We start from the raw sequence: 16165 nt of genomic DNA on the forward strand, positions 1-16165 counted from the left end.
ACTCACTCCAGAAGGGGTGGCCTCGATTACAGGACGAGACTCGATTCTCTCAGCTCTATCTGTAGCCGGGTTTTAGAGAATTGGTATAACGCCTTCTTGCCACACCCTTGTCACGTGATGCCGCGCACTTGCCGTATTGCTCCGATCCACACCGTAGTCGTTGTGGCAAAACTGCCGCACTGTAGCTTTGACGCACCTCTGGCCTCAATAGGCGAGCAATCTGCCTTCAGCCGCTTCTGTGTTTGATTGTTGCCGCACTTCTGACGCAGTTGCCTCCCACCTGAGCAATTCACTTGATGGAATGAGATTCCTTTGATTGACTCCAGATCCGTTAGCGCTTTCTGTTACCGGATAGCTCAGCTCCAATCAGTCGGAGGCGAGATCGCTCTGATCGCGAATCAATCACCTATGAATCCAATTGCCCCACTGCCGGTCCAGGAGGGATGAGAACGTACTCGCTAAACAGTACGACTGTATGGATGGGGAAGCTTGGGACGCAGGCTGGTTAGCCTAATTTGGCAACGGGGAAATTGATTGTAGTGCCAGCACCACCAAAGGAGAGAGCTAATGAGTAATGACCACTTCCCGGAAGGGCTAGTTTTGAACTTCCGATCCTCTAGAGTCAGTTCCACAGGCTTCTAAACATTCCCTCATATCACTTGAAACCGCTTCATTAAGCCAGGAATCTGATTCAGTTGTAGGCTCTGCGCCTGGATCACCCGCAGGAGATCCAATCTTAAAACGGGCAGGTGATCCAACCTCTGGCTCTATCTCTAAACGCTGCTGAAGTTGCCGCCGTTTCTCCTGTCGCCGTTGCAGAATCCCCCACACCTGCTGCCAATGAGCCAGATCCAGACTGTACACCCTGAGTTTCTCCCCCTCGTAGCCGGGATGGGAGCGAGACCAGTGCATGCTTAACTTAATGCCCATTTGGGAGAGGAGCTGGTGAATGATCTGAGTGTCACTCATCGCGCTGGTAATGGTGTAGTGAAGTGCGACTTTGATTGGCGCTGTCAGGGCTCGGGCGCGATCAGCGTAGGGTTTCAAGTCGTACTTGCACCACTGCCAACCAGAGCGCATCTTGGCAATGAGTTCATCCATGCCAATGTTTGAGCGAAGCCAACGCCGCAGTTCGGAGCCAGAAATATCCCAAGGGCAATACCCCTGGTTCCAGGTCGCCTGCTTCTCCAATGCTTTAGCACTGAGATCGCTCGCCACGCCTGGAAACAGTTGCATCTCCAGGTTGAGCAGTTCGCCGCGTCGTCTACCCTCTTTATCCCACAGCACATCTTCCAGGGTGAGGTGATCAAGGCAGTAGAACTCTTTGAAGTAAAACTTAGCGACCGCTAACGATTCTTCTCGCCCTAGCCCCTCCCTTTGTTCCAACATGAGAATTTCGCTGAACGTCAGCTCTTCTGCATTTAACATCGCTTGTGCATCTACTTCCTGCTGTTCCTGCCGAGCGATCGCCAGCAGCGCTTTTATTGCTGAGTTGTTTTCCCGGTCTTCGACGGTGACTTGATTGCCTTCAAATCGAAGCCGCACTAGTAGGGCATCCCTCAAGTGATACATGGCGAAGTTCTGTTCAGCAGCAATACGGCAAAACAGGTTGAGATGGGGATCACTCTGCCAGTCGTAGCGACTGATTTCCCCGGTAACATCTTCTTTTAAGCTGGAGCGAATCAGTTGAATGGTGGCCGTGGTGCGTTGCTGAAGATGGTCTTTGAGCTCCAGGACATTGGTGGAGCGGCTCACCTTCGAGAAGTTGCTACCTCGCTGGGCACACCAGACGAGGCGCTCCACCGGTTCCCGAACTCGACCTAAGGCTTGGGCCATATCTGCGTCGGTGCTGGAGGTTCCAGTAAAAATGCCGTAGACCTTGGAGATGATGCCTTGAGCCTCGATGCTGACTCCGGTTGCAACCGAAGGGGAACAGATAATAATGTCGTATTCGCTTCGATAAAGGACGACATCGGGAGTTTGGATAAACTCTCGTTCGCATTCTCCACCACTAGTTTCAGAGTTGACCAGTAACACGCGCTTGTGAGGAGCTTCTTTGGCAATCAGACGGGCGATCGCCTTACTCGTCCCCTTGCTATCAGTGGCGATGAAGAGCACTTTGCCGGGTGCCAATGATTGCATCTCTGCCAGCAGTTCTCCCGTAATGGCGCTGCGGTCAGGCGAGCGAATAAAGCGCACGGGGTAGCCTGCGGACTGATAGTCGTTACGGATTAAGAAAATGGGACTGTCATCGCCTCGCAACTCTTTCAGGTAATGCAGAGTCGCGTTGTCGAGATCAGCGTCAGCTACAATGACGCGACGAGCCACTCGGATCAGTTCGCGCAAGCGGGATAGCAGCACCGGACGTTTGCCATCCTTGGCACAGGTTGAACTCGTCAGCAGGTGGCGGATGACCTGCACCACTTCATCGAGGATGAGGTCACATTCACTAAACTTATTGGGATCAATGCTGAGTAAAGAGTCTACACACAGCCCGACGCGCAGGGTATAACCAGCTCCAGTGATAAACTCTCCCTTGACCTTATCGAGATCCCCTTTGTAGTCCAGTCCTAAGCGGGCGGACAGGTTGCGCATCAGCGCGATGCGGTGTCCTCCGGCGATCGCTTTTTCAGAATCTTGGAGTAGCGCCTGAATTTGCTTGGTCTTCCCGGTGCCTTTGGCACTCGCGATCGCCACAATGCCGGTGTCAGGAATCTTTTGGAGGACTAGAGTAGACAGGTCAGCAGTGGTGACTTGCACAAAGGCAGGGTAGGTCAGCCGATGCTCTAGGCGTTGCCAAATCAGCCAGTGTTGCAAAGGCAGTGCCTGGTCATAAGCGCTTTGCCAAGCGGCAGCGCCACAGCGCACGATCAAATCATCGACACCTTTGCCTTGAGGCGCTTTCCACGTTGCGACACTGACTAAGTTGCCTGCTTGACCTAGCAATCCTCCCAAGCGATAGAGTGCCACGGACACTCGTCGTTGAGTGGCTTCCTTTTCATCCTGGTCAAACGCCAGAACAAAGCGGCGATCCGGGATAGCAAATCTGGCAGCATCGGGAATTAACCGTCGAGTGCCATCGAGTAACTTTTGATAGCCGCCGTTGACCCCGTAGAACGCCAAGGGCACGAAACCCTGACTGAGTAGCGAGAGCGCCTTTTTACCACCTTCAGTGTGGACCATGGGAATTTCAGGGTGTGCCTCGAGCCAATCCCAGAAGGAGCCAGACAGAGGGATTTCTACGCCATAACGACGACCGATTAACTGTCGAATTTCAGGTGGGACTGGGGGGAGATAGGCACGGGAACCATTGCCGACAGGGGTGTCGTATTTCTGAGTTTTGCCTTTGCTATTCTGCCGGGGATGACTCAGTTTTGCCTGCCAGCAAGAACCATCTTCATTGATCAGTAGAACGGCATACAAATTGGTACGGGCTTGATACCCAAAGCGGGTCACATGCCAATTCAACGCTTCGTGAATGGGATAGGCGACCTCACCACCCGGGAGGGATTCAGTATCGCCAACCAATCGGGTTGCAACGTGGTACAGGCAGGGCGCGATCGCACTACCTTCTACAAATTCTTGTTGGATTTTTTGAGTAAATTCTAATTGAGCCCAATGTTCTAGCTGCCGGCTAAAAGATTTGCTACTTCTCTCTATAGAAGAGTCCGCTGGAACAACCTTCTGGCAAAAAGTGAACACACTCATCTCCCTCTATTTTTACGATTTCAGGGAGAAGTAAACATGCAGCAGCCAGAGATATTGCCAAAAGGCTTGCAACATCTGCAAAAATACCTCTAAAATTAAGCAATATAAAACTGACTATGCTCATGAGGAGCATAATCTTCACTACATGACTTCTCCTGTAGTTATTGTTTGGACGGTCTAACTTTTTGCTTGGTCGGCGTCGAAGCTAGCGTCCTAAACGAATTAATTCAAATAAATTAATGCCCCCTCCAATTCTCCTTTGGAGGGCTGTTTTTGCTTGCCCCTCCTTTTTCATAGATCAACGTGCAATTGGCAGATCTGAAGGGTAGTGCAACCAGCAGATCTGAAGGGTAACTCAAAAGGCTTAGATAAAAACCTTTCGGTAGAGTGAGTTGGTAGAATTGCTTAAACGCTACACCCTGAAAGCTAAGGTTTCAGTTCTCGTTAAGCAAGAGTAGAAGAACGGCTAAGCTCTATCTGACCCATATTAAACACCGAAAACTGCGAAATTAAACAAGCTGAAACTGTCTCCAAGAAAGGAATACGCCGGAGTGATAGAGCCTAAATACGCCGGAGTGATAGAACAGCTCATACGCCGGAGTGATAGAAGAAAAAGCTACAATACGCCGGAGTGATAGAACAGCTCATACGCCGGAGTGATAGAGAAAATGAATAAAAGTGAGTCATTGTCCATATTTATCAACTTGTAAGCTTGTTGAAATATACGCCGGAGTGATAGAACAGCTCATACGCTGGAGTGATAAAAGAAAAAGCTGTAATACGCCGGGGTGATAGAGCAGCTCATACGCCGGAGTGATAGAAAACGCTTTCAAAAACGTACGCCGGGGTGATAGAGGATTTCGATTGATCCCAGAAAAGTGAGGAACGACAGTAGAAAAGGGTTGACAAACAGTAAAGTAGGGATAAAGCTTCCACTTGCTGAATCTTCAGGTAAAATCCCTACAACCGTTCACTCTGCTGCCAATATGACGTCAGGTCAAAAAGAATTAACTTTTCCAGTTGATGGACAATTGTTGATGCTACTACCCAGAGCTGCGGCCTCTGTTCATAATCCAGACGTGCAGCTCCCCATTCTCCGTGCTGACAACGATGGTTACTACCTAGAGCTGCGGGTTGAGTCAGACACGAATGATCCCAGTGAAGTGGCTGTCACTCGTCGTGTCCCTTTAGAGAATGTCACGGCTGAAGAGTGGAAAGATCTGAAGCAAGAGTATGAGAATCTGGACTTTGAAGCATTAGTTGATAAGGGAATTAGTAAGGGCCTCGAAAAAATAACAGACCGTCGAATTCAGCGCCTATTTATGGCACTTCTAACCTTCCTCAATCCTAGGCAGGTTGGAATTGTTCTCCACCTCTATAAACTGGCGGCAGAACAGAACAATGGTTCTGTAGTTACTTTTCGCTCGAATGATTTATTAGAGAGCTTAGGCTATTCTCGAACGAAAGATGGAGGATTTCATGCCAAGGTAAGATCTCAGTTAAATCAAGATTTAGTGGCGCTACATCGAATTGAACTAGTTCTAGCAAAGTCTTTAAGAGATGGAAATAAAGTTGGTGCTGAGGTCATTATCAAGAGTATTTTGCGAATTAGAAGTTATAAAATTGAGAACCTTTCTAGAGATTTTGATCTGCTTAAAGCTGCAGATTATACCTATGAACTTGCTGACTCTTATACGGTATCTTTAGAGTTTTTCGAAGGGCCTAGCCGTACCGGAGATTATGTGTTGTTCGCTAGCGAAATTGATATTACTCAGAAACCAGGAGCAAATGCTAAAAACGACTATAAGACAAAACTTCTGGTTTATTTAGCGAGTCGGTTGAAGTGGGACTCACCCCAAGATGGACAGTATTTGACGATTTCCAAGCAATACCTCTTTAAGAACCTAGATTTGCTAGGTAGTAATTCCTCTCGTAATAACCAAATCTTCTGGCGAACTGTAGAAGAGTTACGCAATGAAGGATATATTCTCGGCGCACAAGAGCTGTCCGGTAAAAGGAGGGCAGTTGAGTTTCAGGTTAACCCTCAAAAGATTCGACTGCATCAAGCTTAAGCTTTACGTCAATTCAATCTTCTTGTATGGTTGCGGGGTCTGCAAATAGGGAAAGCTGTTCTATTTCCTGAGATGCTAGAGTCTGCTCGACCTCGGCAGCGATCGCTTCGAGTTCTTCTTCTAAATCTTCAATGGTCGGCAAGCTGCTCTGGAACTCTTCGGGCAAGGGTATGCCCATATGGTAGGTGGAAATTCCAATGGGTTTATGAACATCGCGCAAGTCATACTCCGCCACCGTTTTGCTCTTGGTGCGGCAGAGGGTGATGCCGATTGTAGGCTTATCTTCAGGGCTTCGCAGCAGATCATCGACAGCTGACACGTAAAAATTCATCTTCCCGGAGAATTCTGGCTCGAATTCCACCACCTTCAAGTCAATCACCACAAAACAGTGCAGGCGAAAGTGGTAGAACAACAAGTCGATTTTATATTCTTTCTCATCCACAATCAGGGGATGCTGGCTACCTACAAAGGAAAACCCAACCCCCAACTCCAGCAAAAACTCTCGAATGTGTTGAATCAGAGCAGTTTCCAGCTCTCGCTCCAGTGCCTCTTTGCCTAGGCTCAGAAAATCGAACGAGTAAGGACTTTTGATAATTTGCTGAGCTAATTCAGACTGGGGGGCGGAAGTACCCGGTTAAAGTTGGTGATCGCGTTGCCTTGGCGACGGTAGAGCTGGCTATCGATCTGATGGATCAAAACGTTGCGGCTCCAGCCATATTGAATTGTTGGATGTATCACATCCGTTCCTTGGCAGTCTTCACTGTATCCAAAATCCGCACATTGTGTCCCCAAGGAATTAGTGCAACAACCTGTTGCACAATTTGCTCGTCTGGGTAAGCCTCTGCCAACGCCCGCATGTAGAGTAGGTTACGGGCTGAAAATCCTTTAATGTCTGGGAACGCTTTACGGAGATCCGTTGCTAGCCGATTGATGACTTTAGCTCCCCAGCCTTGCTGCTGTGGTTGGTAGAGAATCTCTTTGCCAATCTGCCAATACAGGAGAATCAGCTCTCGGTTTACTGCAAGAGCTGCTCTGACCTGAGCGTTTCGGATGCGCTCTTTTAATTCTTTGAGAAACTCCTCGTAGCCTGACTTTGACAAGTCATTATCCATTGATATCTTGCTGCCACCCTGTTGATTCTAGCGGATGGTGTTTAGGAGATGGAGTTGATCTAGCCGTTCTTGAACAATTTGGCAAAGATATGGGAGCCCAGGGTAATTGAGCCTCGCTTGTGCAGTCAGTATTTAACCTTGCTTAGTTCGAATGAAACCTATGTGTTCAGAACGTCGCTGCGATCGCCCTGCTGGGGATGGTCTTGCTGTCCTGGCTCTCTTTCCATTTTTAGTCCTAGTGGAAATTTACTTAAGTGATCCGCTAGGATTAAACTGAGCGATCGCGAGGAGCAGCTCCTGGACTAGGACTATGAGTGTGGTGTGGGGGCTTCCCAACTGAGTGATTAACGCGCTCAGCATCCATAGGACTATTTAGCTAAGTATTCCAGCCCCAACTGAGAAAAAACAGACCACCCAGGAGGGCTTCTGCAACCACATCGCCAATGTTTTTAATCGTGACACCCCCAACACCGTAAAGGCATCCGCAGACTGTAGCCAGAGGCAAGTGGCTCCTAACCCCAGAAAGAAGCTGCCTAAGGTGGAGCGAATTTCAGAAATGCCCACCGGAGCCACCGGTTGAATACCGACAAAGGCAGCCATCGTCTTGGGGAAGAGCAACGCAGCTGTACCCAGCAGTATGAGACAATTGGCAGCTATATTCGGCGCGATTTGAGCAAAGGTTTCCACAAGCAAAAGATGAAAATTAACCCTTCTATTTGGAGTTTTTTAGCCAAGAATCGGGTACTGTCGATCGGTAGAATTCCTTCATCCTGCAATGCCCCAATCCACTGCGCTTTCCTATAGCCTGGGCGTTATCGCCAGTCTCGTGCTTTTGCTGCTACCCCTGCAACGTTGGATTCCAATAGAACTGAGCTGGGTAGAGACGATCGCGGCAGTGAGCTATGCGTGGAGTGTTTGGTTGCTGGCCCAGAATAAACCCGTCGGTTGGTGGATTGGACTCGTGGGAACTGCGCTTTATGGCCTCGTGTTCTACCAAGCCCAGCTATATGCGGAGGTGGGGTTGCAAGCGTTTTACTTCATCACGAGCGTGCAGGCTATTTATATCTGGTTGCGTGGGGGACACAATCAGACCGAGAAGCCGATTGGGCATGTTTCAAGGCAGGGATTGCTGATCACCGCTGGGCTCGCGATCGCCGCGATTTTTATCTTGCGCTCCTTCCTGATTGCCATCCGAGGAGCTGCGCCCTTCTGGGATGCCCTGACTACCATGATGAGTCTGGTGGCGCATCTCTACCTGATGGGTCGCTATGTGGAAAGCTGGTATCTGTGGATCACGGTGGATGTGATTTATGTGCCTCTTTACGCTTCCCGCAGCTTGTATTTGACGAGCCTGCTCTATGGCGTTTTTAGCTTCATGGCGTTCAGGGGCTTGAGGAACTTCCAGCGCCTCGAGCTAGAACAACAATTGCAGGCAACTGAGCAGTAGCATGAAACTGGGGATTACCGTTGGTAAGTTCTATCCCTTCCATCGCGGCCATGATTACCTAATTCAGCAGGCCAAGGCACAGGTCGATCACCTCGTAGTGCTCATTGGGTCTAAACCCACCCAAGCGATTCCAGCATCAGTGCGAGCCAGCTGGATTCACCTGCTCCATCCTGATGTAGAAGTCATTGAGGTCGCTGAAGACATTCCAGAGGCTCCAGAACCTTGGGCGGTTAGAGCCTTAGAAGTGCTGCAAGGACGGCAACCCCAACTCGCCTTTACCTCGGAGACGTACGGAGAACTCTGGGCTGCCGGTATGGGAGCCAGACATGTGGCGATCGACCCACCCCGCTGCCACTTTCCCATTTCTGGCACTCAACTGCGTCAAGATCTCTCCACTCATTGGCCAATGCTCACGCCGTCCGCCAAAGCTTACTTGGCCAAACGAGTCTGTGTCCTCGGCGTGGAGTCGAGTGGAACAACCACATTAGCGCAGGCGTTAGCTCAGCATTACCAAACGGTTTGGGTGCCCGAGTATGGTCGCTGGTATTGGGAAGGACGACGGTATACACCCCAGGCAGAGCAATGGGAGAGCTACGAGTTTGTACACATTGCCAAGGGACAAGCGGCCTGGGAAGCAGATCTGGCGCTGCGGGCCAATCAGCTTCTAGTTTGTGACACTGATCCGCTGGCAACCCATGTTTGGCATCGCCGCTACTGCGGCACCTACTCTCCAGCAGTGGAACAAATTGCCGATAGTCGCCACTATGACTTGTATCTTTTGACGGCTCCTGATTTTGGCTTTGTACAAGACGGTACCCGAGAGGGAGAAGCGATTCGCTTAGAGATGCACCAATGGTTTATAGAGGTGCTGACCCAGAAAGGTAAGTGCTATATCACCGTGGCGGGCTCTCATGAGGTCCGTATGGCCAGAGCGATCGCGGCAATCAATTCCCTCCTCGTTTTTCCTCCCCTAGCTGCTCCTTAAACGCAAAGCGATCGCTTGGGCCATCCAGGAAACAGAAGTCTTTCATGAGAGCGATCCTAGAGAGCCAACGGCTGAGAATTGCTGCCAGCCAAGTCCTTTACAATTGAGTTTTCCTGGGATAAAAGTTTCAGTGGCTCAATCGTGATCGCCAGACTCAAAGGGCTGTTCCTGTTCAAAATCTGGTAACTGGCTTCTGATGATCTAGGGAGTAACCCGATTCACAATCTTAGTTAGTGCTTGAAAATCTGCACCAGATATTAATTCCACAGTTTTGGAAGTGAGTGCCAGGAAAGAGGGTGTTCCTTCAATCTTTAAATTATTGGCCAGCTGCATATCCTGAGCAATCGCTTGGGTTGCAGCCTCGCTATGGCGATCGCGGTTGAACTGGTCGAGATCAAGTTTGAGCTGAGTGGCGATCGCTAGGTAGAGGGGGTCGGCCAAGTTTGGTTGTCGCTCGAACAGCGCATCATGAAAGGGCCAGAAGTGTCCTTGCTGTCCGGTAGCCCAAACAGCTTTGGCGGCGGGTAGGGATTCGGGATGAATGTCCGTTAGCGGAAAGTGTTTGTAAACTAGAGCAACCTCCGGATGTTGAGCCAGGAATTGCTTCAGAGATCGATGAGCCTGGATGCAAAAAGGACACTCAAAGTCGGCGAACTCGATCAAGGTGACTTTAGCCTGGTGAACATCACCGAGCGATGGGGAAGTGCGAATGATGTGCTCAAGCTGAGGTCGAACCTGAGCGATCGCTGCGGTCTGTGCCTGTTTTTGCTGCTCTTGTTGTTGCTGGTAATCGGCCAGGGATTTGAGAATGGCCTCCGGGTGCTGCTCAATAATTTCTAGAACCGCTTGTTCCAGGCTCGGGTCAAGCGCTTCAGCCGGAGGCATCCCGACCATCCAGAGGCAGCAGCAAAACAGAACCACAAAGCCTTGCCAGATTTTCATGGGTCACCTGCCTCAATTGCGGAATTTGCCATCTTCACGAGGGCAGCGCGATCGCCCACCTTGATGCCCATCGAGTAGCGGTAGCTATACTCATCCCAAACGACTTTGGCATCACTACAATTTGCTGCGCAAGTCCAGGGGATGAACCAGCCCTCAATATCATTGGCCAACTTCACTTTTTGCATCGGTTCTGGGAACTTCACGCCTGGATAGCGGCGCACCCAAGCATACTCAGACTCAATCGATTGAGCAGGCTTCAGATGACCTGCCACCGTCCCCAAGCGACAGGCGTTGCCACCAGAGCAGGTGGGGGAATAGCCTAAGACAATTTTATACCCCCGATTGGAAGGTTGTTCTGGAAATACAGCTTGAATGGGGGGTGGTTCATAGTTGGCTTCTATCTGCAAGTCCTGAGGCAGATAGGTGGGCAGGCGCAGAGGAATTTGAGTGCGCTTCAAGGTGGGATGTACCGGATCGAAGAGGGTCGAGGCATTTGAGATCGAGGGAGCAATTTGCTGTGTGAACGCTTGCAAGGCCAATCCACCCCCTAAACTGCATCCCAGCAAGATTGCGAGTAGCCCTAACTTAAATCTTAGTCTCATGGTTGTTGACCCCAACTTTGACATGAAACCTATGACACTTATTGACTCATCTGTGTATTTGCAGGTAGCTTGAACCTGAGTTGCCTGAGTGCCCAAAGGTCTTCTGGGTAGAAAGTGCCCTGAGCCGCGATGACGCGATTGACATTCGCTTGTACTTTGGCCCGACCCAAGCGCCGCATTTCGTTTTGATAACGACCGAGTGCCAGTTGATTGGCCACATTTCGTTCAACAATTTGGGTTAAGGAGACAGCATCACCCGGTGCGTTGTAAAACTCTTCCCGGCACTGTGGTCCTACGACTGAAATGACGAGATCCGTTCCGCCTGCTTCATCTGGATGAAAGGTGTAAAGCAGGAAGTAAGTTTCTTCCTTTGACGAGGCTTGAGCGATTAATTCTGTGCGGACGATGGGTGGCCGAACTCGGCTAGGAATACAAGGTTTTACGAACTCTGGAATTGAGGCTGGTTGAGCTTGTCCGATGTGTCCACTTCCAACGACCATGAGCGTCGTGAGGCAGGTCGTTAATCCAAATACAATTGTTTGCTTCAGAGCTTTTTTCATGATGCTGCCTTTGATTCTAGTGATTAGAACTTGATGTACTTTCTGGGGTCAACCTCGCGACCGCTATAGGGGTTGCCAGGAGTGGCTCCTTCAATCACGGTGATATGTAAGTGGGGTCCTGTGCCCGCCCCTGATTGCCCACTTCGAGTAATGATTTGTCCTGCTGAAACGGCATCACCCACTTTCACGAGCCGCTTTGAGTTATGCGCGTATAGCGTCATCAGTCCCCGCCCATGCTCGACAATGACCGTCTCGCCATAACCACTCATCCAGCCTGAGTAAACGACTGTGCCTCCATCTGCGGCTTTAACGGGAGTGTGGCTCGCAACTCCTAAATCAATGCCGCGATGGCGAGAACTGCACCCCGCACAAGGCGATGCTCTAGGACCAAATTCACTCGTGACTGGAGCACCAGGAATCGGATTTTGCAATTGACCAGTTCCTTTGCCACTGCCTTGACTGGTGCTGCTACAAGTGAGAGCGGTTGTGCCCGTTGCCGCCTTACTACCCGTGAAGGTGAGAACCTTTTGGAATTTTTGGGCATATCCGCCAATGAGTTTCCATTGGTCAGTTCCATTGACTTGCTGCCTGGCGCAGCGATAATCTGCTTTGCCACCAGCAATACACTGTGAGAGCGGGCGCATGTGCCCATACCAGCCTTCTTTCATCCCTCGACACAGGGCATCTGCCGCGATCGCGGGTTGAGTTAAGCGTCTGTCACTGATCCCTCGATAAGCGGATAAGCCTAAGCGTTGGAGGACAAATCGTTTTTTGTCACACCAAGTCACCTGAATCATGCCTTCACCCCAGCCGCACTCGTCATAGTGATGGCGGCTGTACTCATCCATCGTGTTCCAAAAGTCGGTTTCATGTTGTGCAGTGGCCAGAATATAAGCCAGTTGGGCTGGATCACTCACGCCTGCTTTAGCACAAGACTGCATAATTAAGGGAACCATTTTGAGGGCTTGAGCTTGCTTGCTACTGGGTAGAGAGGTCAAGACCCGTCGACTGAGCGCATCTAATTTTGTGGAATCGACCTGGCAAATCTGACTGTTCTGGTCTGAGGCTGTGCCTGGGTCATACTGGTGAATCATTGCTTGCACTTCAGGAAGAATTTCAGGCTCCTGAATCCCGGATGGCGGTGGGAGCTCAGTCAGCCCGACGAGAACTTTGCCCTTCTCGTGAGTAGAAAACCAGGGAACTGGGCCAATAAAGTAGGGGGTACAGCCGAGATCGACAAAGGCGCTGCGATGGCAGACCCGAAAGTACAGTCCAAACTTTCCCGTTCCCGTCGATTCGTCTGTCTCTGTCAGCACGACCTTAAAGGCTTGGCCAAACGGGTGTCGTCCTGTCGGCTCTTGACCCCCATTGAGCGTTCCTAATACCCCATGTCCCCCTGGCACCATCTGCGTCCCCACGCCATTGCCCCCTCGAATCCATCTGGCTCCATGCAGCTGGGTCGGGTCACCTGCGCTTCCCAGTGAAAACGGGGAATCCAGTTCCAGGTAATCGCACCCTTGGGCTTGAGCGCACTCATAATGGAAGCCCACCTCATAGCTGCCCGTGATGCTGTGTTGGGTGGGTGTCCAGCGGGACTCCTGGTGTGCGCTATCACCCCCATAGGTCACGTCATGAATGGCAATCAGACCCAGAAACTGACCGGGATTGAAGAAGGCAGAAAAAGGGACATTGCCTAGTCCTGGGATTTGGGTCAGATGGAGGTTTTTCCAATCCCGAATGCTGCTCAAGGTTGTCTGTTCCAGCCCTGGCAGTTGCGTGAAGCTGTACTGACTTAGGTCTAGATGATTGAGAGAGAGATTGCCGACTTCTGGGAGCTGGGCTAAAGCCGCGATCGGCTGCTCTGTCCAGACCCTAAAATTACTCATCCGTGAAAGAGTTTGGGCAACATTGGGGCTGCTTTGGGTGATCAGGTCATAGAGCGGTCTGACCTCACTGACTTTAAATCTTGCGATCGCCGGTATCTGGTTCACCAAGCCAGCAATAGTGTCTTCCTTGAGAAAACTAAAGTTGCTCAAGCTCAAAATTGTGGGATCAACCCCGCCTAGCCGCACCGCGTCGCCGAGTGTAAAACTGCCAAGAGTAAAAGCATCTTGAACATCTCCGAGTTTCAGCACATTCAAGACAGAGTCTCCTGCCTGCCATGAGCGCGACAAGTTGTAGTCAAGCTGTCCATCTGCATCTTCTGGTACGTTCAAGTTCCCGGTGCTGTCAAAGGGAGGGAGGGAGGCAAAGGAAACTTGACCCCAGGCCGGAGCGTACTGTCCCGTTGCGTCAGACGTTACTGGTAATGCTGAGGCCACCTGGGCTTGAACGGGAGATGTAACCAAAAACAGGAACCCCAAAGCAAGGCAAAAGCAAATGAGAATAGACTGGATTCGGTTGAGCAGTGACAGCATGACGCTAGGAAAGATGAGTCATGCTGTCACTGTAAAAATCTGAAATGTCAGAGAAATGGCACTGAGGAGATCGGCAGATGGAATTGAGATGTCAATCCAACTGTTTCTAAGCAACCCACTAAATTACCTCAGTAGATTACTTCTAGCGATTACGATGTTAGAAATTGCCAAACTTTTAGAGGCCGTAAGTTTCTCCCACTCCAGCCCAAAAGTAAAAAAATTGCTGTGATTGAATTTCAGGGCCGAAAAGCTCAATATGATTCCTCAGGATGCGACGATCAATTCAACTACTAAGTGGTACAGGAGCAATCGTAACCGGGCTCCTCTGTGACATGAGGGAGCGCCACCTGGAAGATTTTGAAACAATTTGGCAAGGAACTCTGCGTCTTACAGACCAAGCCGATCGCGATTGGCGATGGAATTACAAACTGCAACAAGCCGATCAAGCAGTTCGATATGAAGCTTATGCAATCGAGGTAGACAGCTTAACGCAGGGGCTGATGTGGTTGGAGACTCAATGGCATCGCTCTCAATTACCGCAGCGCGATCGCCTAGTTTATGTGGAAGCTTTGGCAGTCGCTCCTTGGAATCGTCGCTTGCTAGAAGATCCCCCATACTTGAGAGGGGTAGGCCGAACGCTGTTGCTGTGGGCGCGGCAACGGAGTCTAGAGCTAGGCTATGACGGTCGAGTGGGGCTGCATGCACTTCCAGGTTCAGAAGGCTTTTATCGCCGCAATCAGATGGCAGAATACGGGCCAGACTCTGACAAAGAAGGCTTGATATACTTTGAGTACAGCCTGATTCGAGGCTAGACTCAATTTATGATTTATTGGGAAACGATCCTGCATGGACGACCAAACCCTTGCCAACCAATATGCTGAAACCCGAGATCTGATGGATCTGTGTAACACGGATGCGTGGTTGCACGAGTCGGCTCAGATGGAAGCGGCAGCGGATGGTCAGGTGGAAGCGGGTTTGGCGATGCAAGCGTATCACCGAGCGGTTCAGGGGATGGATCTAGCACAATCTCAAGCAATGCGGCAGCAGATGCAGTTGCAGTCGATGTTGTTTACGGGATTGCAGCAATGGATGGCCTCCTGGGATTTGGGAGTCGGGTTTGACGCTGCTTATGGGATGGCTCGTCGCTTAATCCGAGAGCATCTCACTACTCTGACTCCCAGCCAGCAAGTAGCCGTAGAACAAATGTTAGCAACTGTGCCTTCAAGCGATCGCCTTGATCAACTAACTCAAGGGCAAGTGGTGGCCGTACTCACTAAGCTATTAACCTCAGAGGACTGGCAGATGGTTGCCCAGGCTGCTTCACAGTCCATCACTGACCAGGTGCTAAACGCGAGACAAATTTCTCGTAATTCAGCCGCAGCTTAAGGGCTGACGCTGTTAAAGTGCTCCTCCCCTGCCGCATCTCTGCTTCAACGCTCATGCCCGGCAATGGAGGCGTGATTCGTTGCTGCTAGCTGAAGCCGCTGAGCAAAGCGTTCAAACCTGGCCACATCGGCGTTGGTAATCCGGGTCGTTTTGCTGTCAATCGTACCCTGCTCCACTTTAAGGATCACGCCTCGTTCCCAAGCCAGCATCTCGGTCGGAAGTTGTTGGCGATCGCCCTCAGTCGGTTGCACCCCGCGACTTGGAGCCGTCGCTGCGAACAATCCCTCCCGTGCAAATAAGCAGCACTGCTTCCCGCAATAAAACGTCCCCCCCGCCATAGGTTGCCCTTTGCAGGCAAGGATGGTTTGAGCTTGGTCAACCACCGTTTCAACTTGAGCAATCCACTGTGCTTGGTCTCTTGCCATTGCTTGCAATGCCTTTTCACTTAGGGGTTGCTGCGTCTGGGCGAGCGCTTTACCTACCTCCTCAATTCGTTTCAGGTAGTGATCAGAATGTCCGATATCTCGTGCCTGGACGTACCACAACCGCACCTCATTGAGAGCGGGTTGTGGAGTCGTCTTTCCCAGACAGGTCGTCTCTGTCGGCGTAATAGCGGGATCAGCCGGTTCCCACATGAGCCGGGTTGGCTGATGCGTCTGAAGCACATTGGCGTTTGATCGACCAGGTTGATTGACATGCGTTTCTTGAGCCTTCACCGCTAGGGCTGACAACTTTGCTCGGGCGATCGCCACTGTCTCGGCAGGAGATTGCGCGATCCCAACCCCCCGTTGAGTTAAGGCTGCGTCAGTGTCTCGAAATGCCTGCAAATCTGCTTCACTTATACCAATTCTCTAAAACCCGGCTACAGATAGAGCTGAGAGAATCGAGTCTCGTCCTGTAATCGAGGCCACCCCTTCTGGAGTGAGTGCTTCCA

Annotated in this window: 16 protein-coding genes; 6 read left to right on the forward strand and 10 right to left on the reverse strand. The window is 50.7% G+C overall.

Going from position 1 to position 16165, the window contains the following annotated elements:
• Positions 1-594 precede the first annotated feature (594 nt).
• Positions 595-3708 carry a plasmid replication protein, CyRepA1 family gene (locus H6F68_RS10235; protein WP_190558696.1) on the reverse strand — a complete coding sequence of 1038 codons (3114 nt, stop codon included), beginning with the start codon at positions 3706-3708 and terminating at the stop codon, positions 595-597.
• A 902-nt stretch (positions 3709-4610) separates the two neighbouring features.
• Between H6F68_RS10235 and H6F68_RS10240 the strand changes: the two genes are divergently transcribed.
• Complete coding sequence (locus tag H6F68_RS10240) at positions 4611-5780, forward strand: hypothetical protein (RefSeq protein WP_242065439.1); 1170 nt, start codon at positions 4611-4613, stop codon at positions 5778-5780.
• Positions 5781-5793: 13 nt separating this feature from the next.
• Here H6F68_RS10240 and H6F68_RS28970 read toward each other — a convergent pair whose 3' ends face one another.
• The 3 genes from H6F68_RS28970 to H6F68_RS28975 are packed head-to-tail and all read right to left on the reverse strand — an operon-like array spanning position 5794 to position 6892.
• Positions 5794-6375, reverse strand: coding sequence for a DUF1016 domain-containing protein (locus tag H6F68_RS28970; RefSeq protein WP_313930077.1), 582 nt, complete (start codon positions 6373-6375; stop codon positions 5794-5796).
• A gap of 8 nt (positions 6376-6383) precedes the next feature.
• A complete protein-coding gene (locus H6F68_RS29325; protein ID WP_277876043.1) occupies positions 6384-6518 on the reverse strand; it encodes a hypothetical protein in 135 nt (44 codons plus the stop codon).
• A complete protein-coding gene (locus H6F68_RS28975) occupies positions 6515-6892 on the reverse strand; it encodes a DUF1016 N-terminal domain-containing protein (RefSeq protein WP_242065440.1) in 378 nt (125 codons plus the stop codon). The genes H6F68_RS29325 and H6F68_RS28975 overlap by 4 nt, the downstream gene beginning before the upstream one ends.
• Before the next feature lie 151 nt (positions 6893-7043).
• On the opposite strand from H6F68_RS28975, the gene H6F68_RS29330 reads away from it, so the two are divergent.
• Positions 7044-7169, forward strand: a complete 126-nt coding sequence (locus H6F68_RS29330; RefSeq protein WP_277876044.1) for a hypothetical protein — start codon at positions 7044-7046, stop codon at positions 7167-7169.
• 95 nt (positions 7170-7264) lie between these two features.
• On the opposite strand, the gene H6F68_RS10250 is transcribed toward H6F68_RS29330, so the two are convergent.
• Positions 7265-7579 carry a hypothetical protein gene (locus H6F68_RS10250; protein WP_190558698.1) on the reverse strand — a complete coding sequence of 105 codons (315 nt, stop codon included), beginning with the start codon at positions 7577-7579 and terminating at the stop codon, positions 7265-7267.
• Positions 7580-7667: 88 nt separating this feature from the next.
• On the opposite strand from H6F68_RS10250, the gene pnuC reads away from it, so the two are divergent.
• Positions 7668-8339: a nicotinamide riboside transporter PnuC gene (gene pnuC, locus H6F68_RS10255; RefSeq protein WP_190558700.1), complete on the forward strand. Its 672-nt coding sequence runs from the start codon at positions 7668-7670 to the stop codon at positions 8337-8339.
• A gap of 1 nt (position 8340) precedes the next feature.
• Entirely contained in the window at positions 8341-9324 is a 984-nt protein-coding gene (locus tag H6F68_RS10260) for an AAA family ATPase (protein ID WP_190558702.1), read from the forward strand.
• A gap of 201 nt (positions 9325-9525) precedes the next feature.
• On the opposite strand, the gene H6F68_RS10265 is transcribed toward H6F68_RS10260, so the two are convergent.
• From H6F68_RS10265 to H6F68_RS10280, 4 genes are read right to left on the reverse strand one after another with little or no spacing between them, the layout of a single operon-like run.
• Complete coding sequence (locus tag H6F68_RS10265; RefSeq protein WP_199300022.1) at positions 9526-10266, reverse strand: DsbA family protein; 741 nt, start codon at positions 10264-10266, stop codon at positions 9526-9528.
• A complete protein-coding gene (locus tag H6F68_RS10270) occupies positions 10263-10868 on the reverse strand; it encodes a hypothetical protein (protein ID WP_190558704.1) in 606 nt (201 codons plus the stop codon). The genes H6F68_RS10265 and H6F68_RS10270 overlap by 4 nt, the downstream gene beginning before the upstream one ends.
• A 38-nt stretch (positions 10869-10906) precedes the next feature.
• Positions 10907-11428: a hypothetical protein gene (locus H6F68_RS10275; protein ID WP_190558706.1), complete on the reverse strand. Its 522-nt coding sequence runs from the start codon at positions 11426-11428 to the stop codon at positions 10907-10909.
• Between the two features lie 23 nt (positions 11429-11451).
• A complete protein-coding gene (locus H6F68_RS10280) occupies positions 11452-13776 on the reverse strand; it encodes a M23 family metallopeptidase (protein ID WP_190558708.1) in 2325 nt (774 codons plus the stop codon).
• 338 nt (positions 13777-14114) lie between these two features.
• Between H6F68_RS10280 and H6F68_RS10285 the strand changes: the two genes are divergently transcribed.
• Positions 14115-14657, forward strand: coding sequence for a GNAT family N-acetyltransferase (locus H6F68_RS10285; RefSeq protein WP_242065441.1), 543 nt, complete (start codon positions 14115-14117; stop codon positions 14655-14657).
• A gap of 34 nt (positions 14658-14691) precedes the next feature.
• Entirely contained in the window at positions 14692-15231 is a 540-nt protein-coding gene (locus H6F68_RS10290; protein WP_190558710.1) for a hypothetical protein, read from the forward strand.
• Between the two features lie 44 nt (positions 15232-15275).
• On the opposite strand, the gene H6F68_RS10295 is transcribed toward H6F68_RS10290, so the two are convergent.
• Positions 15276-16058, reverse strand: coding sequence for a hypothetical protein (locus tag H6F68_RS10295; RefSeq protein ID WP_190558712.1), 783 nt, complete (start codon positions 16056-16058; stop codon positions 15276-15278).
• Between the last annotated feature and the right edge of the window lie 107 nt (positions 16059-16165).

Origin of the sequence: Trichocoleus sp. FACHB-262, from assembly GCF_014696035.1 — a bacterium.
In the GTDB taxonomy this organism is placed as follows: Bacteria; Cyanobacteriota; Cyanobacteriia; order FACHB-46; family FACHB-46; genus Trichocoleus.